The organism is Pyxidicoccus sp. M15 (assembly GCF_056858435.1).
Genome location: NZ_CM166495.1, coordinates 1579516 through 1602880, shown reverse-complemented (window position 1 = coordinate 1602880; position 23365 = coordinate 1579516). Strand labels below are relative to the sequence as shown.

Here is a 23365-nt window from a genome sequence, read left to right as displayed (position 1 = left end):
GAGAGAAAGAGCCCCTCCATGAAACTCGCCACCGCGCTCGTCCACGCGGGCGTACGCAGAGACCCCGCCACCGGCGCCATCGCCGTCCCCATCTACCAGTCCGCCACCTACCAGCACCCCGCGCTCGGCCAGTCCACCGGCTATGACTACTCGCGCACGAAGAACCCCACCCGCTCCGCGCTCGAGGACGCGCTGGCCCGGCTGGAGGGCGGCAGCAATGGCCTCGCCTTCAGCTCCGGCATGGCGGCGTTGCACTGTGCGCTCCAGCTCTTCGGGCCGGACGACCACGTCATCCTCACCGAGGACCTCTACGGCGGCACCTACCGGCTGGTGGACCGCATCCTCCACGTCCCCTACACCTTCGTGGACACCACGCGCCCGGAGGCGGTGCGGGCCGCGCTGCGTCCCAACACGCGGGCCATCCTCGTGGAGTCCCCCACCAACCCGCTGATGAAGACGGCGGACCTGCCGGCCATCGCCGCCATCGCGCACGCGGCCGGGGCGCTGCTCATCGTCGACAACACCTTCCTCACGCCGTGGCTGCAGCGGCCGCTGGAGCTGGGCGCGGACCTCGTCGTGCACAGCGCGACGAAGTACCTCGCCGGGCACAACGACGTCGTGGCCGGCGCGCTGGTGGTGAAGGACGCGGCGCTGGGCGAGCGCCTCGCGTATCTCCAGAATGGCATCGGCGCGATTCTGGGCCCGCAGGATGCGTACCTCGTCCTTCGCGGGCTGAAGACGCTGGCCCTGCGCATGGAGAAGCACCAGGCCAACGCGCGCGAGGTGGCCGCGTGGCTCGGCGCACACCCGCTGGTGGAGCGGGTCTTCTACCCGGGCGTGGGCGGCATGCTGTCCTTCAACGTCATCGAGGCCGCCCTGGTGCCCGGGGTGCTCGCCTCCGTCCAGGTGTGTCTCTTCGCCGAGTCGCTCGGCGGCGTCGAGACGCTCATCACGTACCCGACGACCCAGACCCACGCCGACATCCCCGTCGCGCGCCGGGAGCAACTGGGAATCTCAGACCGACTGCTTCGCCTCTCCGTGGGAATCGAGGACTGTCATGACATCATCGCCGACCTGGCCCAGGCGCTCGAAGGAGCCCGCCGTGCGAACCCGCTTCGCGACGCGCTTGCTGCACACGGGTCATGAGACCGACCCCGCCACCGGCGCGGCGGCGGTGCCCATCTACCAGGTGTCCATGTTCGACCAGCCGGGCTTGGACCGGCCCGGCGAGTTCGACTACGCGCGCTCCGGCAACCCCACGCGCAAGGCGCTGGAGGGCGTGCTCGCGGAGCTGGACGAGGCGCACGCCGCCTTCGCCTTCGGCTCCGGCATGGCCGCCATCTCCACGGTGCTGATGCTCTTCAGCGCGGGGGACCACCTCGTCGTCACGGACGACTGTTACGGCGGCACCTACCGGGTGCTGACGCGCGTGTTCAGCCGCTTCGGGCTCAAGGCCACCTTCGTGGACACGAGCAACCCGGACGCGGTGCGCGCCGCCCTCCGGCCGAACACGAAGGCCCTGCTGGTGGAGAGCGTCAGCAACCCGTTCCTCCGCCGCACGGACGTCACCGCGATGTCCATCCTCGCGCGCACGTGCGGGGCACTGCTCATCGTCGACAACACCTTCCTGTCGCCGTACGTCTCGCGGCCGCTCACCGAGGGCGCGGACATCGTGGTGCACTCGGCCACGAAGTACCTCGGGGGCCACAGCGACGTCGTCGCGGGGACGGTGGCGGTGAAGACTCCGGCACTGGCGCAGGAGGTCTACTTCCTCCAGAACGCGGTGGGCGCGGTGCTGGGGCCCCAGGACTGCTTCCTCCTCCAGCGCGGCATCAAGACGCTGGGGGTCCGCATGGAGCGGCAGGTGCGGACGGCGGCGGCGCTCGCTCGCTGGCTCGCGGACAGGCCCGAGGTGCGGGAGGTCTTCTACCCGGGCGCGGGGGCGGTGGTGTCCTTCCGGCTGGCCCAGGATGCGTGGGCGCCCCCCTTCGTGGAGGCGCTCCAGTTACCCCTGCTCGGCGTGTCGCTGGGCGCGGTGGAGAGCATCGTCACCGTGCCTGCCCGCCACTCGCACGCGTCCGTCCCCGCCGCCGAGCGGCAGCGGCGCGGCATCACCGACGGGCTCATCCGCTTCTCGGTGGGGCTGGAGGACCTGGAGGACCTCCAGGAGGACCTCGCGCGCGCATTGGGACTGGCGGTGCGTGTGGCGGCGTGAGCGGCACATCGTGTTGACGCGCGCGCGACGCCTCATTACCTGAAGGGCCGATGCTCATTTCCGTCGCCACGTCCGGTTCCTGTCGCGGAGGCATGTGTTGCCAGGCCTCCACGGGTCCGTCCGTTCGCGCGCGCTGAGCCTTCCTCACGCACCGCGCGTTGACCGGCCCGTTACCCGCTTCTCGGGAACGGGCCGTTTCATTTTCCCCTCTTCGCCCCGGCAGGGGCCTTCCACCACGCGGTGACGACACGTCACCCAGGAGAAGCAGATGTCCGGCAGTCCCCATGAGGACGCGCAGCGCACCGAGTCTCCGCAACCCGGAGCGAGTGCCGTCAGCCCCGCCCGCGAGAGCACGCGCTTGAGCCAGCCGAGGGTCTCCCCCGCCATCACCCGGCTCGAGCGGCATCCCGCCAGCCTCAGCTCGAAGGTGGTGACACGCGGACTCCGCCGTCAGGTGCGCCGTGATTGAGCTTCGAGGTGTCAGCAAGGTGTACGGGCAGGGCGCGCGGGAGGTGTCAGCCCTGCGCAACGTGTCGCTGCGGGTGGAGTTCGGTGAGGTGTTCGGCGTGCTCGGGCAGAGCGGCGCCGGCAAGTCCACGCTCATCCGCTGCCTCAACCTCCTGGAGCGCCCCACCACGGGCGAGGTGCGGGTGGACGGGCGGGACATGCTGTCGCTCGGCCCCGACGAGTTGCGCGCGGCGCGGCAGGGCATCGGGATGATTTTCCAGCACTTCAACCTCTTCTCCTCGCGGACGGTGGCCGGCAATGTCGCCTTCCCGCTGGAGGTGGCGGGCTGCTCGCGCGCGCACATCCGCGAGCGCGTGGCGGAGCTGCTCGCGCTGGTGGGGCTGTCCGACAAGGCGGCGGCGTATCCCTCGCAGCTGTCAGGCGGACAGAAGCAGCGGGTGGGCATTGCCCGGGCGCTGGCCCCGCGTCCGCGTGTCCTGCTGTCCGACGAGGCCACGTCCGCGCTGGACCCGGAGACCACGCGCTCGGTGCTCGGGTTGCTGCGGGACATCAACCGCCAGCTCGGGCTGACCATCCTGCTCATCACCCACCAGATGGAGGTGGTGAAGTCCATCTGCGACTCGGTGGCCGCGCTGGAGCGCGGGCGCGTGGTGGAGCAGGGCAAGGTGGTGGACCTCATCGCCCGCCCCGGCACCCGGTTGCATGACCTGTGCTACCCGCCCTCCGCGGGCGCCGCGTCTCCCGGCGGGCGGCGGGTGGAGCTGTCCCTGGTGGGCGAGCACTCGACGCGGCCCATCCTCACCACGCTGGCGCGGCGCTTCGGCGTGGACGCGTGGCTGCTGGAGGGCTCGATGGAGCGCGTGGGAGAGACACGCGTGGGCCGGCTCCTCTTCGAGCTCACGGGTCCGCCGGAGGCGGTGGACGGAGCCCTGGGCTTCCTGCGCGAGCAGGGCCTGACGCCGCAGGTGCCCCATGTCTAGCGAGCTGCTGCGCTCCCTGTGGGTGGCCACCGGAGAGACGCTCTACATGACGTCGGTGGCCGCGGTGCTGGTGCTGCTGGCGGGCCTGCCGCTGGGCGTGCTGCTGGTCATCACGGACCGGGGTGGACTGTGGGAGCGGCCGGCGCTGGGGCGCGTGCTGGGGACGCTCGTCAACGTGGGCCGCTCGGTTCCCTTCATCATCCTCATGGTGGCCATCGTCCCGCTTACCCGGGTGCTGGTGGGCACCACCATCGGCACCACGGCGGCCATCGTCCCGCTGGTGGTGGCGGCGATTCCCTTCATGGGCCGCGTGGTGGAGCAGGCCCTGCGTGAAGTGGACTCCGGACTCGTGGAGGCCGCCGTCGCCATGGGCGCCACCCGCCGCCGCGTCGTCTTCGGCGTGCTGATTCCGGAGGCGCTGCCTTCACTCGTGCGCGGCACGGCGCTCGTGGTCATCAGCCTGCTCGGCTACAGCGCCATGGCGGGCGCGGTGGGTGGCGGCGGGCTGGGCGACCTGGCCGTGAAGTACGGCTACATGCGCTTTCGCACCGACGTCATGCTGGGCTGCCTGATGGTGCTGCTGGTGCTGGTGCAGCTCGTCCAGTGGCTCGGCGACGGGCTGGCCTCGCGCTTCGAGCGCGCGTCTTCCTGAACCTCTACCTGGAGCCCTCCATCGTGAAACGCTTCTTCGTCCCGTTACTGCTCTCCGCCGCCGTGCTGCTGGCCGGCTGCAAGGCTCCCGCATCCGATACGTCCACCGAGGTCGTCCGCATCCTGAGGGTGGGCGTCAACCCGGTGCCGCACGGAGAAATCCTGCGCGCCGCAGCGCCCGTGGCCCTGCGGGAGGGCCTGCGCCTGGAGGTGGTGGAGTTCACCGACTACGTGCAGCCGAACATCGCGCTGTCGGATGGGCAGCTCGACGCCAACTACTTCCAGCACGTGCCCTACCTGGAGCGCTTCAGCTCGGACCGGAAGCTGGCCCTGCGCAGCGCGGGGCCCGTGCACCTGGAGCCGCTGGCGCTCTACTCCACGAACTACCGACAGCTCGCGGAGCTGCCCGAGGGCTCACTGGTGACAATTCCGTCCGACCCCAGCAACGCGGCCCGTGCGCTGCGCCTGCTGGAAACGCAGGGGCTGGTGCGCCTGCGCGAGGGCGCGGGGGCCACCGCCACCGTGCAGGACGTGGTGGGCAACCCGCGCCGGCTGGAGCTGCGGGAAATCGACGCGGAGCAGCAGCCGCGCACCCTGGAGGACGTGGCCGCCGCCGTCATCAACGGCAACTACTTCCTGGAGGCGCAGAAGCACCTCGAGCTGAAGGCGAACGTCCTGGCCCGTGAGGCGCCGAGGAACAACCCCTACGCCAACGTGCTCGCCGTGAGGAAGGGCGACGAGGGACGGCCCGAGGTCCAGACGCTGGTGCGGGCGCTCCACTCCGAGGAGGTGCGGAAGTTCATCGAAGCGCAGTACGGCGGTGCGGTGGTGGCGGCGTTCTGAGGGAAGCCTGGCGGGTCGGCATGCCCGCCGCATCCGAGCTCCAGTCGGGTCCCAGTTCCTGCCCCGTTCAAGACACGGGTTGGGTGCCAGTCGGAGAGGCTCCTGACCCGTCCTGTTCGGAAATGTCGGGGGTTTCGTGCGGCGAAATGTCCCGACATTTCCGAACAGGACGCCCCCGAAGTGCCACCGGGGCCTGAATCAGTCCGGGCGCTTGAAGTCGTCCGAGCGCACGCCATAGCGCTTGAGCAGCCGGTGCAGGCTCTCGCGCTCCATCCCTGCGCGCTCGGCGGCGTGGGTGACGTTGCCGCCGAACTCCTGCATCAGCGCGGAGAGGTACTCGCGCGACACGGCATCCCGCGCGCTGTCCACCGCCTCGCGGTAGGGCAGCTTCGCCAGCGCCTCGGCCGGGACTCCTCCGGCCGGGGCCCCGCCAGCCTCCGCCACCCGAGCCACACCCAGCTCCGGCGGCAGGTCGTCCACGCCGATGCGCGGCCCCTGCGCCACCGCCGCCGCACGAGCCACCGCGTTCTCCAACTGCCGCACGTTGCCGGGCCACGCATACGCATTGAGGGCTCGCAGGGCCTCCGGCGAGAAGCCCTCCAGCTCCGGCCGGCCCGCTCGCGACAGGAAGTGCAGCGCCAGCAGGGCGATGTCCTCACGCCGCTCGCGCAGTGCCGGTAGCCGCACCGTCACCACGTTGAGCCGGTAGTAGAGGTCCTCGCGAAAGCGCCCCGCCGCCACCTCCGCGGTGAGGTCCCGGTGCGTGGCCGCCACCACTCGCGCGTCCACCTTCACCGGCGTGGTGGTGCCCACGCGTCGCACCTCACGCTCCTGCAGCGCGCGGTTGAGCTTCACCTGCACCGGAAGCGGCAGGTCGCCAATCTCGTCCAGGAAGAGCGTCCCGCCGTGCGCCTCCTCGAAGAGGCCGGCCTTCGCCATGGTGGCGCCGGTGAAGGCACCCTTCGCATGGCCGAACAGCTCGCTCTCCACGAGGTCCGCGGGAAGCGCCCCGCAGTTCACCGCGACGAAGGGCTTCGCCTTGCGCGGGCTCTCCGCGTGTACGGCGCGCGCCGCCAGCTCCTTGCCCGTGCCCGTTTCCCCCGTGAGCAGCACGGTGAGGTCCCTCACCGCCACCTGGGACAGCAGCGCGTGCAGGCTTCGCATCGCGGCGCTCGCCCCCAGCAGGCCATGGAGGTCCGGCGCCGTCGCGAGCCGCGCCTTCAGCCCCGCCGCGACCTGGCGCTGCCGCCGCTGCTCCAGCGCCCGCGCGACGAGGAGGGCCACCTCGTCCGGGTCGAATGGCTTGGAGAGGTAGTCGTACGCGCCCTCCTTGATGGCCTCCACCGCCTTGGGAATGCTCGCGTACGCCGTGACGAGCACCACCTCCGTGTCGGGCGCGCGCCGCTTCACCTCGCGCAGCACCGCGAAGCCGTCCGCCCCGGGCATCTGGATGTCCGTCACCACCACGTCGAACTCGCGCTCCGCCAGCCGTGCCAGCGCCTGCGTCCCGTCCGCCGCCTCCGTCACCGCGTAGGCGTCCGCGAGGATGCGCGCGAACAACTTGCGCATGTTCTCCTTGTCATCCACCACGAGGATGGCCGGCTTCCGGGTCGTGCTCATGCCATGGCCTCCTGCGCGGGAGACGCGGGTGGCAGCCGCAGCGTGAAGCGCGCGCCCCCCAGCGGCCCCGTGTCCGCTTCAATCCGGCCGCCGTGCGCCTCCGCGATGGCCTGGCTCACCGCGAGCCCCAGCCCCGTCCCCGACGGCTTCGTGGAGAAGAACGGCTCGAAGAGGCGCGGCCGGTCCTCCGGCTTCACCCCGGGCCCGGAGTCGGACACCGCGACGCTCGCTCCGCCGTCCGGCGCCGCTTCGATGTGAAGCGCCACCCTGCCCCCCTGCCCCGCGGCTTCCGCCGCGTTCTTCACGAGGTTGAGCAGCACCTGCCGCAGGCGCGGAGGCCACGCCCACGCGGTCGCGGCTCCCTCCACGCGCACCTCCACGTCGCCCAGCCGCGAGGACTCGCGCAGCCGCGCCACCACCTCTTCGCAGACCTCGCGCAGTGGCACGCGCTCCAGCGGGCCACGCCCCGGGCGGGAGAGGTCGAGCAGCCCCTCGACGATTTCCTGGCAGCGCACCGCCTCCTGCTCCACCACCTCGAGGTCCTCCGCGAGCGCCCCTTCCGCCTTGCGCTGGAGCAGCCGCACATAGCCGAGGATGACGCCCAGCGGGTTGTTGATTTCGTGCGCCACGCCCGCCGCCAGCCGGCCGATGCCCGCGAGCTTCTCGTGCTGGACGAGCTGTGCCTGGTGCGCTCGGAGCGCGTCTGTCATCCGGTTGAACTGGGCCGCGAGCTGGCCGAGCTCGCCCGGGTCGCCCTCGGGGATGCGGGTGTGCAGGTCGCCGCGCGCCAGCCGTGCCGCGCCGTCGGAGAGCCGCGCCACCGGCCGCGCCACCGAGTTGCCGATGTAGATGCCCACGCCCACGGCGAACAGCGTGGCCCCGCCGAGGAACAGCAGGGCCCAGCGAAAGCTGGCGTGCTCCACCGCGCCCACGTGCGCCTCGAAGGAGCCGATGGAGGTGTCGAAGCGCTGCGCCAGCGAGTCCGCCCGCGCCTGGATTTGCGACACCAGCTCCAGCGCGCGCCCGTGCGCGGCGGTGATGGCGGCCTGGTCCTTCGCGAGCACGGCCGGGAGGAGCGTGTCGTGGTAGAGCCGGTTCAGCGCGTCGCCGTTCTGCTGGATGTCCGCGACCCAGGTCTGCTCCTGCGCGTCGCGCGCCTGCTCACGGAGCTTGCGGGTGAGCGTCTCCACGCGGGCCCGCGCCTCGTCGTGGAAGCGCACGTGGCTGGCATTGCCGAGGATGATGGTGTGCGCGAGGTGCGCGTACTGGTCTCTCACGGCGGTGGCCAGTTCCAGCGCGTCCCGGACACGGCCGCCCGCCTCGCGCAGCGCGTGGGAGCCATCGTGGATGTCCGTCAGCCGGGCGAGCGCGAAGCCGGACGCGGCCGTGAACAGCGCCACCAGCGCGCCGAAGGCCAGGAGCAGCTTGCGAGTGGTGGAGCCGGGGGTGGAGAGCATCTCGCCCTCTATATAGGGGAGTGAGGCCCGGGCTGCTCACTGTGCGGCGGCGAAGATGCCCCGCGGGGTGGGTACGGCCCCGGGAGGGCCCCCGGTAGGCTCGCCAGGCTGCTTCCTCTGCCTGGAGGAACGCCGATGCGCTGGCCGGCCATGTGGGTCTGTTCGCTGTCTCTTGCCGTATTCGGGTGTCCCGAGGTTCACAGGCCGGGGGGACTGGCCGACAAGGCCGCGCATCGGGATGCGCTGGAGAGCATTCCCAAGCAATGTTCAGACGCGGAACGCAAGAAGTTCTGCGGCGGAGACGAGGAGGGCACTGAAGAGTGCATCAAGAGGTGCGGTGGATGAACTGGCGCACCGCGATGGGCGCCTTCGCCGCCCTGCTGTTCCCGCTCCCCATGGTGTTCCTCCTGGGCAGCGTCTTCCGGCCGGGACTGCCTGAGCAGCAACAGGAACACGGGCGGCGGGCCGCCCCTGTCCTTCGGGGTGAAGAGCGGCTGCAACTGCAGAGCTATCACCGCAACTGCAAGCGAGCCCCCGACTGCGAATTTCCCCTCGGATGTCTGCATGATACCCGGGCTGGAGCCAACTACTGCTCAGACAGCCAGTGCCTGACGGACATGCAATGCGGTGATGGGGAGGAATGTCGGACGCTGACAACCTCTGGCGATGGACCGCTGGTGCGCATCTGTGTCCCGGTTGGACTCCGCAAGGAGGGCGAGTGGTGCGTCCCGATTGGAAGGGACCTGCACGGCACCTGTGGTCCCGGACTCGTCTGTGGCGGAGAGGCGGGACTGTGCGCTCGCGCTTGCCGCAAGGATGACCCGGGCTCCTGTCCGGAGCACTTCTTCTGCGCGGACACGGAGCTCGAGCCGCTGTGCCTGCCAACCTGCGAGAAGTCCGGGTGCCCCGACGGCCAGGAGTGCATCCACTACGAAGAGGGCGCCTCCATCTGCGAGAAGGTCTACGGCCCCAACTGCCAGCAGACCCCGTGTCCTGAAAATCAGAAGTGCGAGCTGGACCACGAAACGGCCTACCCGGCCACGGTGTGGATGCAGTGCGCGCAGTACTGCCACAAGGACCCGACTTCCTGTCCCCCCGGGCGCATCTGTGACGGATGGAGCTGTGAGCCCCCCTGCGACCCGAACGGCCCCAACACCTGCGCGGAAGGCTACCGCTGCAGGAAGAGACGCCCCACGCGCGCCTGGGTCTGCCTCCCGGACTATTGACCCGCGCCTCCTCCCCCTTGCGCGCCATGCCGCTCCCGAGCATGTAAGGGCAGGCATCACCCCAAGCGGAGGAGCAGTCCCATGGCCTTGCGGTTCAAGAACCTCGACGGCAGCGGTCCCCAGTCCTTCGACCGCGTCCTCAAGTGGGCCGTGGCCGACAAGCTCACCGGCCGCCGCCGCAAGTCCCCGGACCGCGCGCCCGTCCCCCGCGTGGAGCCCGACCTCGCCCTCCTCGCGACGCCTCCCGGCCCCGGAGAGGGCGCCCGCCTCACCTGGCTCGGCCACGCGAGCTGGCTCGTGCAGCTCGACGGCCTCTCCCTCCTCGTCGACCCCGTGCTGCGCGACGCCATCAACGTCGTCATCCACCGCAACGTGCCGCCCGGCGTCCCCGTGGAGAAGCTGCCGCCCATCACCGCCAGCCTCGTGTCGCACAACCACTATGACCACCTGGACCTGCCCACGCTGAAGCAGGTCGGCGCGCCCATCGTCACCGGGCTCGGGCACACGCCCGTCTTCAAGGGCTCGCGCCTGCCCGTCACCGAGCTGGACTGGTGGCAGTCCACGAAGGTGGGCCCCGTCACCGTGCACTTCGTACCGTCGCAGCACTGGAGCCGCCGCGGCCTCAACGACGTCAACGAGATGCTCTGGGGCGGCTTCGTCATCGAGGGCTCCAGCGCCCGCGTCTTCCACTCCGGCGACACCGCCTGGTTCGACGGCTTCAAGGAAATCGGCCGGCGCTTCCCGGGGCTCGACGCCGCGCTGCTGCCCATCGGCGCGTATGACCCGGCCTGGTTCATGAGCCGCCAGCACATGAACCCCGAGGAGGCCGTGCAGGCCTTCGAGGACCTCGGCGCCACGCGCTTCCTCGCCATGCACTGGGGCACCTTCAAGCTCACGGACGAGCCGCTCGACGAGCCGCCCCGCCGCCTGGACGCGGAGTGGACCCGCCGGGGCTGGCCGCGCGAGCGCGTCCACGTCCTCCCCGTGGGCGGCACCCTCACCGTGCGCAACGGTTGAAACCCACCGGGGCCTGTGCTGTGGGGAGGAAATGCTCCTGCCCACCCTCGTCGCCCTGGCCCTCGCCCAGGCCGCACCGCCTCTCACCACCGTCTCCGAGCAGAGCGGCTGGACGCGCACCGGCCGCTACTCCGAGGTGGAGTCCCTCTGCCGCGCCTTCCCCAAGGCCTTCCCCGGCAAGGTCCGCTGCGACACGCTCGGCACCACGCCCGAGGGCCGGCCGATGCTCGCGCTCGTCGCCAGCGCGGACGGCACCCTCACCCCCGCCGCCGCCGGGAAGAAGGGCCGCCCCGTCGTCTTCTTCCAGGGCGGCATCCACGCGGGTGAAATCGACGGCAAGGACGCCGGCTTCTGGCTGCTGCGCGACATGCTCAACGGCACCGCGCTGCCCGGCGTGCTCAAGGGCGTCACCGCCGTCTTCGTCCCCGTCTTCAACGTGGATGGACACGAGCGCTTCGGGAAGAACCACCGCCCCAACCAGGTGGGCCCCGAGGAGATGGGCTGGCGCGTCACCGCGCAGAACCTCAACCTCAACCGCGACTATGCGAAGGCGGACGCCCCGGAGATGGTGGCGCTCCTGAAGTACCTGCACGCGTGGGACCCGCTCGTCTACGCGGACCTGCACGTCACCGACGGCGCCCAGTTCGAGCCCGACGTGTCCGTGGGCATCGAGCCGCAGAAGTCCGGCCCGGCGGCCCTGCGCGAGCTCGGCGTGAAGCTGCGCCAGGAGCTCTTCCAGGAGCTGGAGTCCCAGGGCCACCAGCCCCTGGAGTTCTACCCGTCCTTCCGCGAGGACGATGACCCGGCCTCCGGCTTCGCCTACGGCGTGGCCCCGCCGCGCTTCAGCCACGTCTACTGGTCCATCCACCACCGCTTCGGCGTGCTGGTGGAGACGCACTCGTGGAAGCCGTACGCGGAGCGCGTGAAGGCCACGCGCGACACGGTGGCGGGCCTGCTGCGCCTGGTGGCCCGGGACGGCGCGGCCCTGCGCGCGGCGGCGAAGGCGGCGGACACGGAGGCGGCGTCCGGCAAGGTGCGCGAGGTGGTGCTCGCCTGGCAGAACACGGAGAAGAGCCGCCCCATCGCCTTCCGGGGCTACGCGTACGAGCGCGCCCCGTCCGAGGTGTCCGGCCAGACGTGGATTCGCTACGACGTGACGAAGCCGCAGGTGTGGAACGTGCCGTACTTCGACGAAATCCGCCCGGCCCTCACCGCGCCGCTGCCCTCGGGCGGCTACCTGGTGCCGCCGGCCCACGCGGCGCTGGTGGCGCAGAAGCTCGCCGCCCACGGCCTGCGCTTCCAGCGCCTCACGCGCGAGGCCCCCTCCACCGAGGCGGAAGCCTTCCGCGCCACCGACGTGAAGTGGAGCCCCCAGTCCGTCGAGGGCCGCCAGTTGCTCACCGTGAAGGGCGCCTGGGAGAAGGGCACGCACGCGCTGCCCGCGGGCACGCTGTACGTCCCGGTGGCGCAGCCGGGCATCCAGATGGTGGCCCACCTGCTGGAGCCCACGGCGCCGGACTCGCTGCTGTCGTGGGGCTTCTTCAGCTCCCACTTCGAGCAGAAGGAATACATCGAGGACTACGTGCTCGAGCCCTTCGCCCGGGAGCAGCTGAAGGACCCGGCGGTGAAGGCCGCGTGGGACGCGAAGCTGAAGGACGCCACCTTCGCGAAGGACCCGCGCGCCCGCCTGCGCTTCTTCTACGAGCGCCACCCCGCCCGCGACGTCCGGCTGCGCGTCTACCCCATCCTGCGCACGCAGGCGGCTCCCGCCGGGCTGGCGGCCGCGAAGTAGCGCCCCAGACACGGACGCCCCGCGAGCCACAGGGCTCACGGGGCGTCCTTTCACTTCACGCCTGCTCCGGGCCCCTCAGCGGACGAGGGGCCCGGCGTGACGAGCCACCTCAGCCGAGGATGGGGTCACACGTGCAGGTGCTCGGGTTGCAGACCTCGCGGCGCCCGCAGCCACCGCAGTCCGCCTTGCACGCGCACGAGCACGAGTTCGCATCCGGCTGGTGCTGCGGGTCGCAGTTCAGCGCCGCCGTGTTGCACGCGCAGGCGCACACATTCGGGTCGAACTCGTAGCCCTCCGCGCAGGTGGCGTCCGGCGCGCAGGTGCAGGCGCAGGCGGCCTGGTCGCACGTCTCATACGTGCCGCACGTCCCGCCGCAGTCCGCCGTGCAGGCGAAGGCGCACACCGCCGGGTCCGTGTTGCACACCTGGCCCGGCGCTCCGCCGCCGCCGCAGTCCGCCGGGCACTCGCACCGGTCCGTGGCGCGGTTGCACGCCAGCTTGCCCCGGCACGAGTCCGCCTCGCTGGCGTCGTAGTACGGGTCCGACCTGCACGGGGGCGGCACGCCGTTGGGGTTCGTCGTGCGGTCGCTCCAGTACCGGTAGGACACCGCCGCCTCCGTGGTGCCCGCCGTCTTCGGACGGCAGGCGCCGTAGAAGGACACCGCCCGGCTGATGCCGTCCACGTCGAAGCCGTGGGTCCGGCTGCGTGGCAGGTCCCCGGCGCTCGGGCACACGGCCGCGTCCGTCACCTCCGCCACCGCCACCCTCAGCGAGGCGCCGATGGGCGGCTTCAGCGTCTTGTAGCCCACCGAGGCGATGACGCTGTCGACGATGGCGTTGATGGTGGTGGTGATGGAGGCCGCGTCGCGGATGCTCCCGTACACGCCGCCCGTGGCCTGGATGATGTCCAGGTGCCGCGGGTTGGCGTTCTCCTCGTAGTTGTTCGGGTCATTCGCATCCGTCCAGCAGCGCGGCCCGTCCGGCGGGCAGATGATGCCGTGCACCTGGATGGGCTGGTCCACCGGGTTGTTGCTCTCCCCCGCCACGCTGCCCGTGTCGAGGAAGTACTGATTGAAGGTGGCCACGGGGTTGGAGGACTGGTCGCGCGTGTCCGTCAGGATGACGACCACCACCTTGGCGCCCGCGCGGAAGCGGGTGTCCGCGGTGCCGCCGGCCGCCTTCAGGTCATTGATGGCCTTGCGCGCGGAGTCCAGCGAACGCTCCGTGCCGGTGCCGTCGATGTTCACCCAGCACTGGTTCTTGCTCGTGCACGTGGTGGCCTCACCGCCCGCGGGGATGGTGACGTTGGTGCACTGGCCGTTGCCGCCGCAGGTGCTGCTCTGCGTGAGCCACGCCCGGAACTGATTCACGTTGCGGGTGAAGCCGCGCAGCAGGTTGGAGTTGGGCTCGTTGGAGGCCGTGTAGCTCGTCGTCACCATGGCCAGACGCCAGTCGAGCGTCGCGTTGCCCAGCTTCTGCGCCACCGCCGTCGCCGCGTCCGCCAGCGACTGCTGCGACGTCGCCATGGAGCCGCTGTCGTCCACCACGAAGAGGAAGTCCACCACCGCCTGGCTGGCGGTGAACTTCTCGCACTGCACCGCGTCCGTGTCGCCGAACTGCGCCAGCGCCGTGCCGCCCGCCGTGTCCGACAGCGTGAAGAGGCTCTTCGCCTCCGTGTACTCGGCCGCCGGCGTAATCGCGAGCACCACCACCACGCTCTGGTTGGAGCGGTGCACGTACTGCGCCTGCATCTTGAACGGGCCGGTGATTCCAGCCGTCCCCGCCAGCGCACCGGCGCTGTTGGGCACCAGCGAGCGGGCCAGGGTGTTGGTGAAGGCCTTCAGGTCCGTGGTGCCCGCCTGCGAATAGCGCGCGGCCAGCGCCTGGAAGCCGTCCCAGGTGGTGAAGGTCTGCGTGTAGTCGCGCGTGGCGGAGTTGAAGGACGCCGTGCGGATGCCCGCCTCGTCCCCGGTGGGGTCCGCGGCGGTGCCCACCTGGCCGCGCTTGTACGCAATCAGCGTCACCTTCTTCGTGGGGTCCCAGCCGATGAGGCCCACCGAGCTGCCACCCACCGTGAGATTCACGAGGTTGGCGTCCGTGAAGGTGCTGGGCAGCGCCAGCCGCAGGTCACCACCGGAGTCCTCCTTGAAGGTGACGGTGCGCAGGTTGGTCGTCTTGCACGCCTGGCCCGCGGGCGTGTTCGACGCGCCGTCATTGGGGTTGCGCGGGTCCAGCTCGCCCGGGTCCACCTGGCCGTTCTGGTTGGCGTCCTCCGCGCCGTCCTGGATGCCGTCGCCGTCCGAGTCCGGATTCAGCGGCGAGGTCGTCGTGGTGGTATTCACGTCGCCGGAGTAGCCGCAGTTGGTGCGGGGAGCCGCCGCCGTCGCCACGCCGCGCTCCAGGCCGTCGCGCAGGCCGTCGCCGTCCGTGTCCGGGTTGGTGGGGTCCGTCTCGTTCGTGTCCACGCGGCCGTTGTTGTTGGGGTCCTCGCCCTGGAAGCCGCCCCTGCCGGGGCCGTCCTGCAGGCCGTCGCAGTCGGTGTCCGTCAGGCGCGGGTCCGTCTCGTTCGCGTCCACGCGGCCGTTGCGGTTCTCGTCCTCCACACCGTCGGGCGTGCCGTCACCGTCCGTGTCGGCGTTGTCCTTGTTGGTGTTGGTGGCGGTCTCCACCGCGTCGGGGATGCCGTCGAAGTCCGCGTCCGGCACGGAGGCGGCGCAGTCGGACACCTTCGGGTCCGACTCACCGGAGTCCTTCACGCCGTCGTGGTCCTTGTCCTCGTCGCCGTCCTTGCACGAGTCGCCGTCGGTGTCCGGCTTGAGCGGGTCCGTGCCAATCTGCTTCTCGAGGCCGTCCGGCAGGCCGTCGTCGTCCGTGTCCCGCTTGCGGGGGTCCGTCTCGCCCGGGCTCACCGTGCCGCTGTGGTTGGTGTCCTCGTCGCCGTCCTTCAGCCCGTCGCCGTCCGAGTCGAGCGCGTTCGGGTCCGTCTCGCCCGGCTCTCGCGCGCCGTTGCGGTTGGTGTCCTCCAGCCCGTCCGGCAGGCCGTCGCCGTCCGTGTCCGCCTTCACCGGCGAGGTGCGGGTGTCCGGGTCCGCGTCCGCGCGGAAGGTGCACCCGGTGTTGAGGGTGGTGGTGCGGCCCACCTCCACGCCGTCGCGGAGGCCGTCACTGTCGGTGTCGCGCAGGCCCGGGTCCGTCTTCAGGCCGCTGGGATACACGTTGGCGAACTCCTCGGAGTCCGCCAGGCCGTCGCAGTCCGAGTCCTTCGTAGGGTTGCTCTCGTCGCCCGCGTCCGTGGGCACCCGGCCCGGGTCGGGGTCCGGGTCCGGCTCGATACCAGCATCCTCGTCCGTGGGCTGGACACCAGCGTCCGGCTCTTCGCCCGGGCCTGCATCCACGACGGGCTTGGGGTCATCCTGGGGGTCATCGCCACCGCAGGCCGTCAGCAGCGAAGCTGCCAGCAGCACGCAGGTGACGAGCTGCTTGATAGGGGTACGCATCGTCTTTGACTCCAGTTGCTTCGACACCAAGTGGGGGGAGGGATGGGTCGAAGCAGACATCGATTCTAGAGAGCGATTCGTGCCCTGCCAGCCTGTATTCCCTTTAGGGCGAGAGAGGGTCGGCGCCCGGTCGCTTCCCATGCAGCCACATGGGCAGATTGTGGCCGGACTGTGAGCGAACAGGGTTCGCGAGGTGAGAGGGCTCGGATATCTTCGCGTCCGTGCCCGTCTTCGGTCTTGCGGCATTGTGGAATGGCTCGGCCCTGCCGGAGCGTGTCGCGGCCTGGGTGGAAGGGCTGGGCACGCTGCTGGCCACGGCTCAGTCGCTGCATCTCGTGGTGTCGCTGCGCGCGGAAGAAGCGGGCCTCGAGCTGAAGGTGGAGGCCCCCGGCTACCCGCGCGCCGCGGTGGAGAAGCTGGCCGAGGAGGCGAAGCGCAGCCGCGGCACCTTCGTGGAGCTGTGGCGCATGCCGAAGGCCGAGCGCGATGCCTTCCGTGCGGCCACCTTCGGCGGTGGCACCGCCTACCCGGGCGAGGAGCGCGCCGCCGCCGCACGCGCCCTGCAGCAGCACGTGAGCAAGCTGGCCCTGAGTGACGCGCGTCCGTCCGCGCCCCCCGCCAACCCCATGGACGCGCCAAAGCCCGTGGCGGTGCCCGTGCAGGCGGCCCGGCCCGCGTCAGGCTCCTTCCCCTCCGTTGCCGCCGCGAGCACACCGGAGGCCGGTGCCGCGGCAGCCGCTCGTGACGCCGCGAGCGCGCCGGAGGCCTCGGCCCCGCAGCCCCGGGCCATTGCCCCCTCGCACCGGGTGCCCACGGCGCCCCAGGACGGCCCGCAGCGGCGCGGACGGCGCTTCGCGGTGAAGCTGGAGCTGGAGTTCCGCACCGAGCTGGACTTCGTGCGCGAGCACGCGCTCAACATCTCCAACGGCGGCCTCTTCGTGCGCACCGCGCACCGGCCGCAGCCCGACAGCGTCGTCACCGTGGACGTGAAGCTGCCCAACGGGAACCGGCTGCAGGGCGACGCGGTGGTGGTGCACGTGGTGGATGACCCGTACACCGGTGGCGTGGGGCTCGCGTTCCTCAGCGACGACGCCACCTTCTCCCAGACGCTGGACCAGTACCTGGCGAGCCTGGTCGGCGGCACGGGCTGACGATGGACGGCACGTCGGAGACCTGGCCGCGCGACTGTGGCCGCTTCGAGCTGCTGTCGCGGCTGGGGCGCGGGGGCATGGCGGAGGTGTTCCTCGCGCGGATGCGGCAGGGGCCCCGGGCCGGAGAGCGGGTGGCCATCAAGCGGGTGCGCCCCGAGCGCGCGCGAGACGCCGAGGCCCGCGAGCAGCTCCTCCACGAGGCAGAGCTGGCGCGGTGCCTGAACCACCCGCACATCGTCGGCTTCGTGGAGTACGGCGAGCTGCCGGATGGCGGCTACCTGGCGATGGAGCTGGTGGAGGGGCCGGACTTGGGCCGCGTGCTGGCCCAGTGCCGGCGCCGCCGGATTCAACTGCCCATCGACATCTCCGTGCTCATCGTCCGGCAGGTGCTGGAGGCGCTGGCGCACGCGCACCATGCCACCAGCACCACGGGACGGCCGCTGGGCGTGGTGCACTGCGACGTGTCCCCGCACAACGTGCTGCTGTCGCGCACGGGCGAGGTGAAGCTGGCGGACTTCGGCGTGGCCCGCTCGCGCGCGGGCCTGGCGCTGGATGCGCGGCGCCTGGGCAAGCAGCACTACCGCTCGCCGGAGCTGATTGCGGGCGACGTGTCCGTGGCGGTGGACCTGTGGGCGGCGGCGGTGCTGCTGTACGAGCTGCTGTCGCTGGAGTCCCCCTTCCCCTCCGGCCCCGGTGACGAGGTGGAGTCCTCCATCCGCGGAGGCCGGGTGACGCCCATCCGCCAGCTGGTGCCGGAGGTGTCCGACGCGCTGGCGCTGGTGCTGGAGCGCGCGCTGGCGCCCCACCCCGCGCAGCGCTTCAAGGCCGCGGAGCAGTTCGCCCGGGCGCTCGCGCCGCTGTGTGATGACCGCGTGGCCACGCCGCTGGCGGTGGCCGCCGTGGTGCGCGGGCTGATGGGCACCGAAGCCTGAGGCGTAAAGCCCCTCGCCTCACGCCACCTGCTGGCCCACCGCGGGCGGCACCATGCCCGGGTCTCCCTCCACCACAAGCCGGCTGCGGCCTCCGCCCTGCTTCACCACGCGCACCTGGACGCCGATGCGCTCGGCCAGCCCGCTGACGTGGGAGATGATGCCCACCTGCCGGCCCGTGGCCTGGAGCGCGTCCAGCGTGGCCAGGGCCACCTCCAGCGTTTCCGGGTCCAGCGTGCCGAAGCCCTCGTCGATGAAGAGCGTCTCCACCTGCGTCGTCTCGGACGACAGCGAGGCGAGCCCCAGCGCGAGCGCCAGCGACACCAGGAAGCTCTCTCCGCCGGAGAGGCTGGCCACGCTGCGCACCTCGTCGCCCATGTCCCCGTCCACCACCTGCAGGTCCAGGTCGTGCCCCGGCACGCGCATCAGCCGGTAGCGCCGCGCCAATTCCCTCAAGTGGGCGTTGGCGTGCAGCAGCAGCGCGTCCAGCGTGAGGCTCTGGGCGAACACCTTGAAGCGCTTGCCGTCATGCGAGCCGATGAGCTCGCCCAGCGCCTTCCACACCTCCGCCTCGCGCCGACGCTCCTCCAGGGCCGCGGCCTCCGTGCCGTGCCGCGCCCGGGCCGCGTCGTCGGACTCCAGGCGGGCGCGCAGCGAGGCCTCGGCGTGGCGGCGGGCCGCCACGTCGGCGCGCAGCCGCTCGCAGGCGGGCTTCGCGTCGGACTCGGACAGGGCCGGGGGGCCGGACTCCTCGTGCCGCGTGCGCCGCTCCCGCCGCTCCGCCAGCACCGCGCGCGTCTGGGCGAGCGCCTCGCGCAGCGCGGACAGGGCCCGCGCCTCCGCCTCGCACCACGCGGCGTCGTGGGCCAGCAGCGCCTTCACCGCCTCCAGCGTGGTGCCCCGGGCGGAGAGCTGTTCCGCCAGGGCGGCGCGCGCGGACTCCCTCGCCTCGATGGCGTCGGCACGCGCGCGCAGGGCGTCCTCGGCGCGGGCGGCGGCCACGCGCTCCGCCTGCTTCGCGGCGTCCGCGGCCCTGCGGGCGCGCTCGAAGGACTCCACCGCGGCCTCCAGCCGGGCGCGCAGCTCCGCGCGCACGTCCTCGGTGGAGCGGCCGTCCAGCAGCGCGGCGCGAGCCCGGGCCACCTCGCTCCGCTCCTCCTCCTTGAGCGCGGCGAGCTTCGCGTGCTCCTCGGCGTGCTGGGTGCTGACGTCCACGAGTCCCTGGGCGCGGGCGCGGTGCTTCTGCTCCTCGGCCTCGCGGCCTTCAGCCTTCTGCCGGGCCTCTTCCTTCGTCTTCCACAGGGCCACGCGCTTCGCGCAGTTGCCCCGGAAGGTGGCGGGGTCCGCCTCCAGCTTCGCCTCCCAGCCCTCGTCCTGGGCGAAGACGGGCGCCACGTCCGCGAGCACCTGCCGGCGGATGGCCTCCGCCGCCTCCACGCGGGCCAGCACCTCGTTGAGCGCGCCCTCCGCCCGGGTGAGCAACTCCTCGGCGCGCCGGAGCATCTCCGCCGCCGCCTCGCGCCGCATGCGCTGCGTCTCCAGCGCGGCCCGGGCCTCGCGTGCCGCGCGGGCGAGCCCCTCCGCGGCCTCCTCCTCGGCCTTGAGCGCGGCGAGCCGCTCCTGCACCTCGGCATGCGCCGCGCGCAGCCAGGCGCCGGCGTCGGCGTCCTCACCCGACTCCGAAGGCAGGGATGCGTCGTGTGCCGCCCCCGACGACGCCGCGCCCGCTCCGGGACCGGACGCCAGCGAGGCACCCGGCACCTCGCGCACGTCTGACAACGCCGTGCCTCCGAAAGGCCCGGACACCGCGCGCACGTCTGACAACGCCGTGCCGCCGCGAGGCCCGGACACCGCGCGCAGCCACCTCTCACGCGCCCCGCCCCACGCCGCGCGGTGCTCCGCGCTCCGGGCCGCGGCCGTGTCACGGCGAGCCCCCGCCTGTCCCGCGCGGGCACGGGCCGCCGCGCCCTTGGCGCTGGCCTCCATCTCGGTGCGACTGGCCTCGGCCCGCTCCGCCTCCAGCGTCTCCACGCGCGCCGTGGACTCCGCCACCAGTCCATCCAGCGCGGACACCTCGCGGGCATACGGATGCTCGGTGGCCCCGCACAGCGGGCACGCCTCGCCCTCGCGCAGCAGGGCGCGGTGGGACGTATAGCTCTGCGTCGCCTGCGCCATCGACAGCGCCCGGCGAGCCTCCTTCAGCGCGGCCTCGCGCTCCGCCCGCCGGGTCGCCGCCTCCCGGGCCTCACCTTCCGCCGCATCCGCCTCTGCCTTCGCCTTCGCGGCCTCGCCCTCGGCGGCGCGCACCTCCGCCACATCAGACGTCAGCCCTTCCCTTGCCACCTCCAGCGCCCGCAGCACGTCCTGCCGCGCCAGCAGCGACTCGCGCAGCGCACGCCGTGCCGCGCCCGCCTCTGCCCCCTCCGCGGCCTCCGCATGCGTGGCCGCCGCCTGCGCCATCTCCTCGGCCTCGGCGGCCTTGGCCTTCTCCTCCCGCCGCAGCGTCACGTCCCCGCGCAGCCGGTCCACGTCTCCGCGCAGCCGCCCGGCCTCCTCGCGCGCCTTCCGCCCGTCGCCCAGCGCCGCCTCGTAGCGCTCCAGCTCGCGCTGCCAGCGGGGCCACTCACCCGCCAGGGCGACCCAGTGCGCCTTCTCCGTCAGCCACCTGCGCGCGCCCTCACCCTCCGCGCGCGCCGCCGCCTCGCGGGCCAGCACCGCCTCCAATTCCGCCTTCGCCGTCCCCGCCGCCCCGCGCGAAGTCTCCGCGCGCTTGCGCGCCTCCTCCGCCTCCCGCGCCACCACGGCCAGCCGGGCATCCAGCCCCGCCGCCTCCTCCAGCGCGGGCCTCGCCGCCTCTTCCGCGTCGTGCGCCCCCGTCCTCGCCCGCTCCGCGTCCAGCAGCACCACCCCGCGGGCCGCCGACTCCGCCAGCGCCTTCTCCGCCTCCGAGGCCCGGGCCACCTGCGCGGCCTGCGCCTCCGTCCACCGCCGCTCCGCGCCCTCCGCCGCCGCCACCGCGCCCCGGAAGGACTCCGCCGCGCGCACCTCCTCCAGCCGTGCCGCGCGGGGCGCCGCCTCCTCCAGTGACTGCGCGGCCTCCGTGGCCTTCGCCTCCGCCGCCAGCTCCGCCCCCTGCAGCTCCGCCCGCTCCGAGTGCCAGGCCGCCGCCCCCTCCGCCGCCTCCAATTGAGCTTCCGCCGCCGCCCTCGCCCCGGCCTCCTCGCCGAGCCGCGCCTGCGCCGCCTCGCGGTCCGCCTCGGACATGAGCGCAATCGCCGCCAGCCCCTGCGCCCGCCGCGTCAGCTCCTCCTGCTCCGCGCGGTTCTTCTCGTGCGCGGCGACGGACAGCCGGCTGTACACCTCCGTGCCCGTCATCCGCTCCAGCAGCTCCGCGCGCTCGCTGGCATCCGCCTTGAGGAAGGCCGCGAACTCGCCCTGCGCCAGCAGCGCCGAGCGGCGGAACTGGTCGAACGACAGCCCCAGCCGCTCCTGGATGGCCGCCAGCACCTCGCTCTTGGTGCGGCCGAACTGCTGCGCGCTGGCCACCTCCGTCAGCATCATCTCCTGCGGCCGGAAGCGCCCCTCCGCGCGGCTGCGCGCGCGCCACACCGACCAGCGCGCCCGGTAGCGCTTGCCGTCCTTCCCCTGGAAGTCCACCTCGGCGTAGCCCTCGCCCGCCCCGCGCCGCAGCATGCCGCGCACGTCGTACGCCGACAGCCGCGCCTCCTCCTCTTCATCCGCCCGGCCCACCGGCGCGCCGCCACGCCCGCCCAGCCGGGGCGTGCGGTCGAACAGCGCCAGGCACATCGCGTCCAGCAGCGTGCTCTTCCCGGCGCCCGTGGCACCGGTAATCGCGAACAGGCCCAGCCTGTCGAGCGGCGGCCGGTCCAGCTCCAGGGCGAAGTCGCCCGCGAAGCTCGTCAGGTTGGCGCCACGGATGGCCAGAATCTTCATGACGCCTCCTCCACCTCGGCCAGCAGCGTGTGGAAGGCCTCCAGCAGCACCGGGGACGGCGGCTCCTGGAAGTCCCTCGCGTAGCGCGCGCGGAAGACGTCCTCGGGCGTGCGCTCCTTCAGGGACAGGCCCGGCTGCGCTTCGGCCAATGCGCCGCCCGTACCCGTGTACGCCGGAGTCAGCTTCACCAGCCGCACCGCCTTGCCCTCCAGCACCTTCTCCACCTTCTGCCGCAGCGACGGCTCCGGACGGGGCAGCGCCACGCAGACCTCCAGGTAGGGCCGCGTCCACTCCGGCGAGGCCTCCTCGCGCTCCGGCAGCGCCTCCAGCAGCGCCACCACCTCCTCCAGGGGCACCGCCTCGCGCGCGGGCACGCGCACCATGTCCGTGGTGCGCGGCACCGTCAGCGGCCGCACGCCTTCCAGCGCGTCACCCTTCAATTCCACCAGCAACACCTGGTGCCGGTAGCCCGCCTCCGACAGCGACAGCGGCAGCGGCGAGCCGCTGTAGCGCACCCCCTCGCGCCCCCCCACCCGCTGCGCCTTGTGCAGGTGCCCCAGCGCCGCGTACGCCACGTCCTCCGGGAACAGGTCCACCGGCAGCGCGTGCTGGTTGCCGCCCAGAATCTTCCGCTCGCTGAGCGCGGACAGCTCCGTGCCCGTCATGTAGCAGTGGCCCATGGCCACCAGCGCCTGTCCGGGCTGGCGCCTGCGCCGCGCCGCGGACAGCACCTCGCCGTACACCGCGCGCACGCCCTCCACCAGCCGGTCTCCCGCCTCCACCGGCACGGGCGGCAGGTCCGCGGGCCGCAGGTACGGCACCGCCGCCACCCACGCGCCCACGCGCCCCTTCGCGTCGTGCAGCGGCACCAGGAGCCGCTCCAGCTCCAGCTCCCCGCGCGCACGCGGCAGGCCGCCCACCACGCGCACGCCGAGCGCGGCGAACAGCGGGTCCGGCGCGTCCAGCCGCGCGGCCGAGTCGTGGTTGCCGCCGATGACGACCACGTCCAGCCGGGGCAGCCGCCTGCGGGCGCGCGCGACGAAGTGGTACCAGGCCGCCTGCGCGTCCGCGCCGGGGTTGGCGGTGTCGAAGATGTCGCCGGACACCAGCAGCGCATCCACCGCGTGCGCCTCCAGCGTGTCCAGCAGCCAGTCGAGGAAGGCCGCGTGCTCCGCCTCCCTCGAGACGTCGTACAGCGTGTGCCCCAGGTGCCAGTCCGACGTGTGCAGCAGGCGCATCCCGCGTCCACCCTCCCTCGCCCCGCGGCGCTCGGGCCGCGGGCAGCCTCCCCTGGGGAAGCCACCCGCTCCAAGCGGCAGGCGCTTGCTCCCTTACTCGCTCGCTCTGACATGCGCGCAAGTTCCTGGAAGTCCGCGCAGTTACGAAGGCGACTCCCCTGGCGGGTCCTCCCCTCCCACCCCACGCGCGGAGGTGGCTGGCCACCGCCTCCCGGTGCGGAGCTGCTCACACCCCAGGTCCGCCGGGCTCCGGGGCGTCCTCTTCAGGAGCGCCAGCTTTGCCACCCTGGGGTGGCTGGCGGTCCGCGCCAATGGCGGAAGAAGATGC

At 72.5% G+C, this 23365-nt stretch carries 16 protein-coding genes; 11 read left to right on the top strand and 5 right to left on the bottom strand.

What is annotated here, in order from left to right:
• Nucleotides 1–18: 18 nt before the first annotated feature.
• The 6 genes from ACX9TP_RS06415 to ACX9TP_RS06390 all read left to right on the top strand — a co-directional run bounded on the left by ACX9TP_RS06415 (nucleotide 19) and on the right by ACX9TP_RS06390 (nucleotide 5157).
• The gene (locus ACX9TP_RS06415) at nucleotides 19–1146 is read left to right on the top strand and encodes an aminotransferase class I/II-fold pyridoxal phosphate-dependent enzyme (protein WP_482978831.1); all 1128 of its coding nucleotides are present in this window, start codon (nucleotides 19–21) and stop codon (nucleotides 1144–1146) included.
• Entirely contained in the window at nucleotides 1058–2215 is a 1158-nt protein-coding gene (locus tag ACX9TP_RS06410; protein ID WP_482978830.1) for a trans-sulfuration enzyme family protein, read from the top strand. Before ACX9TP_RS06415 ends, ACX9TP_RS06410 begins: the two co-directional genes overlap by 89 nt.
• Nucleotides 2216–2483: 268 nt before the next feature.
• Entirely contained in the window at nucleotides 2484–2684 is a 201-nt protein-coding gene (locus tag ACX9TP_RS06405) for a hypothetical protein (protein WP_482978829.1), read from the top strand.
• Nucleotides 2677–3663 (top strand): methionine ABC transporter ATP-binding protein, encoded by a 987-nt coding sequence (locus tag ACX9TP_RS06400; protein ID WP_482978828.1) that lies wholly within the window; start codon nucleotides 2677–2679, stop codon nucleotides 3661–3663. Before ACX9TP_RS06405 ends, ACX9TP_RS06400 begins: the two co-directional genes overlap by 8 nt.
• Nucleotides 3656–4315 (top strand): methionine ABC transporter permease, encoded by a 660-nt coding sequence (locus ACX9TP_RS06395; RefSeq protein WP_482978827.1) that lies wholly within the window; start codon nucleotides 3656–3658, stop codon nucleotides 4313–4315. The genes ACX9TP_RS06400 and ACX9TP_RS06395 overlap by 8 nt, the downstream gene beginning before the upstream one ends.
• 23 nt (nucleotides 4316–4338) lie before the next feature.
• On the top strand, nucleotides 4339–5157 hold the full coding sequence (locus tag ACX9TP_RS06390) for a MetQ/NlpA family ABC transporter substrate-binding protein (RefSeq protein WP_482978826.1): 819 nt from the start codon (nucleotides 4339–4341) through the stop codon (nucleotides 5155–5157).
• A 198-nt stretch (nucleotides 5158–5355) separates the two neighbouring features.
• Here the strand turns inward: ACX9TP_RS06390 and ACX9TP_RS06385 are convergent, their stop codons facing one another.
• Together ACX9TP_RS06385 and ACX9TP_RS06380 are read right to left on the bottom strand one after the other, a co-directional pair.
• A complete protein-coding gene (locus tag ACX9TP_RS06385; RefSeq protein ID WP_482978825.1) occupies nucleotides 5356–6777 on the bottom strand; it encodes a sigma-54-dependent transcriptional regulator in 1422 nt (473 codons plus the stop codon).
• Complete coding sequence (locus ACX9TP_RS06380) at nucleotides 6774–8234, bottom strand: sensor histidine kinase (RefSeq protein ID WP_482978824.1); 1461 nt, start codon at nucleotides 8232–8234, stop codon at nucleotides 6774–6776. The genes ACX9TP_RS06385 and ACX9TP_RS06380 overlap by 4 nt, the downstream gene beginning before the upstream one ends.
• 677 nt (nucleotides 8235–8911) lie before the next feature.
• Between ACX9TP_RS06380 and ACX9TP_RS06375 the strand changes: the two genes are divergently transcribed.
• The 3 genes from ACX9TP_RS06375 (at nucleotide 8912) to ACX9TP_RS06365 (ending at nucleotide 12269) form a co-directional block, all read left to right on the top strand.
• Nucleotides 8912–9460 (top strand): hypothetical protein, encoded by a 549-nt coding sequence (locus ACX9TP_RS06375; protein WP_482978823.1) that lies wholly within the window; start codon nucleotides 8912–8914, stop codon nucleotides 9458–9460.
• Between the two features lie 81 nt (nucleotides 9461–9541).
• Nucleotides 9542–10477, top strand: coding sequence for an MBL fold metallo-hydrolase (locus ACX9TP_RS06370; protein WP_482978822.1), 936 nt, complete (start codon nucleotides 9542–9544; stop codon nucleotides 10475–10477).
• Nucleotides 10478–10508: 31 nt separating this feature from the next.
• The gene (locus ACX9TP_RS06365) at nucleotides 10509–12269 is read left to right on the top strand and encodes a M14 family metallopeptidase (protein ID WP_482978821.1); all 1761 of its coding nucleotides are present in this window, start codon (nucleotides 10509–10511) and stop codon (nucleotides 12267–12269) included.
• A gap of 109 nt (nucleotides 12270–12378) precedes the next feature.
• Here the strand turns inward: ACX9TP_RS06365 and cglD are convergent, their stop codons facing one another.
• Nucleotides 12379–15765, bottom strand: coding sequence for an adventurous gliding motility lipoprotein CglD (cglD, locus tag ACX9TP_RS06360; RefSeq protein WP_482978820.1), 3387 nt, complete (start codon nucleotides 15763–15765; stop codon nucleotides 12379–12381).
• A 221-nt stretch (nucleotides 15766–15986) separates the two neighbouring features.
• Here cglD and ACX9TP_RS06355 point away from each other — a divergent pair, with 221 nt between their 5' ends.
• Complete coding sequence (locus ACX9TP_RS06355; protein WP_482978819.1) at nucleotides 15987–16916, top strand: TIGR02266 family protein; 930 nt, start codon at nucleotides 15987–15989, stop codon at nucleotides 16914–16916.
• Nucleotides 16917–16918: 2 nt separating this feature from the next.
• Nucleotides 16919–17848 (top strand): serine/threonine-protein kinase, encoded by a 930-nt coding sequence (locus ACX9TP_RS06350; protein WP_482978818.1) that lies wholly within the window; start codon nucleotides 16919–16921, stop codon nucleotides 17846–17848.
• An 18-nt stretch (nucleotides 17849–17866) separates the two neighbouring features.
• Here the strand turns inward: ACX9TP_RS06350 and ACX9TP_RS06345 are convergent, their stop codons facing one another.
• Entirely contained in the window at nucleotides 17867–21799 is a 3933-nt protein-coding gene (locus ACX9TP_RS06345) for an AAA family ATPase (protein ID WP_482978817.1), read from the bottom strand.
• Nucleotides 21796–23037: an exonuclease SbcCD subunit D C-terminal domain-containing protein gene (locus tag ACX9TP_RS06340; RefSeq protein ID WP_482978816.1), complete on the bottom strand. Its 1242-nt coding sequence runs from the start codon at nucleotides 23035–23037 to the stop codon at nucleotides 21796–21798. Before ACX9TP_RS06340 ends, ACX9TP_RS06345 begins: the two co-directional genes overlap by 4 nt.
• Nucleotides 23038–23365 lie beyond the last annotated feature (328 nt).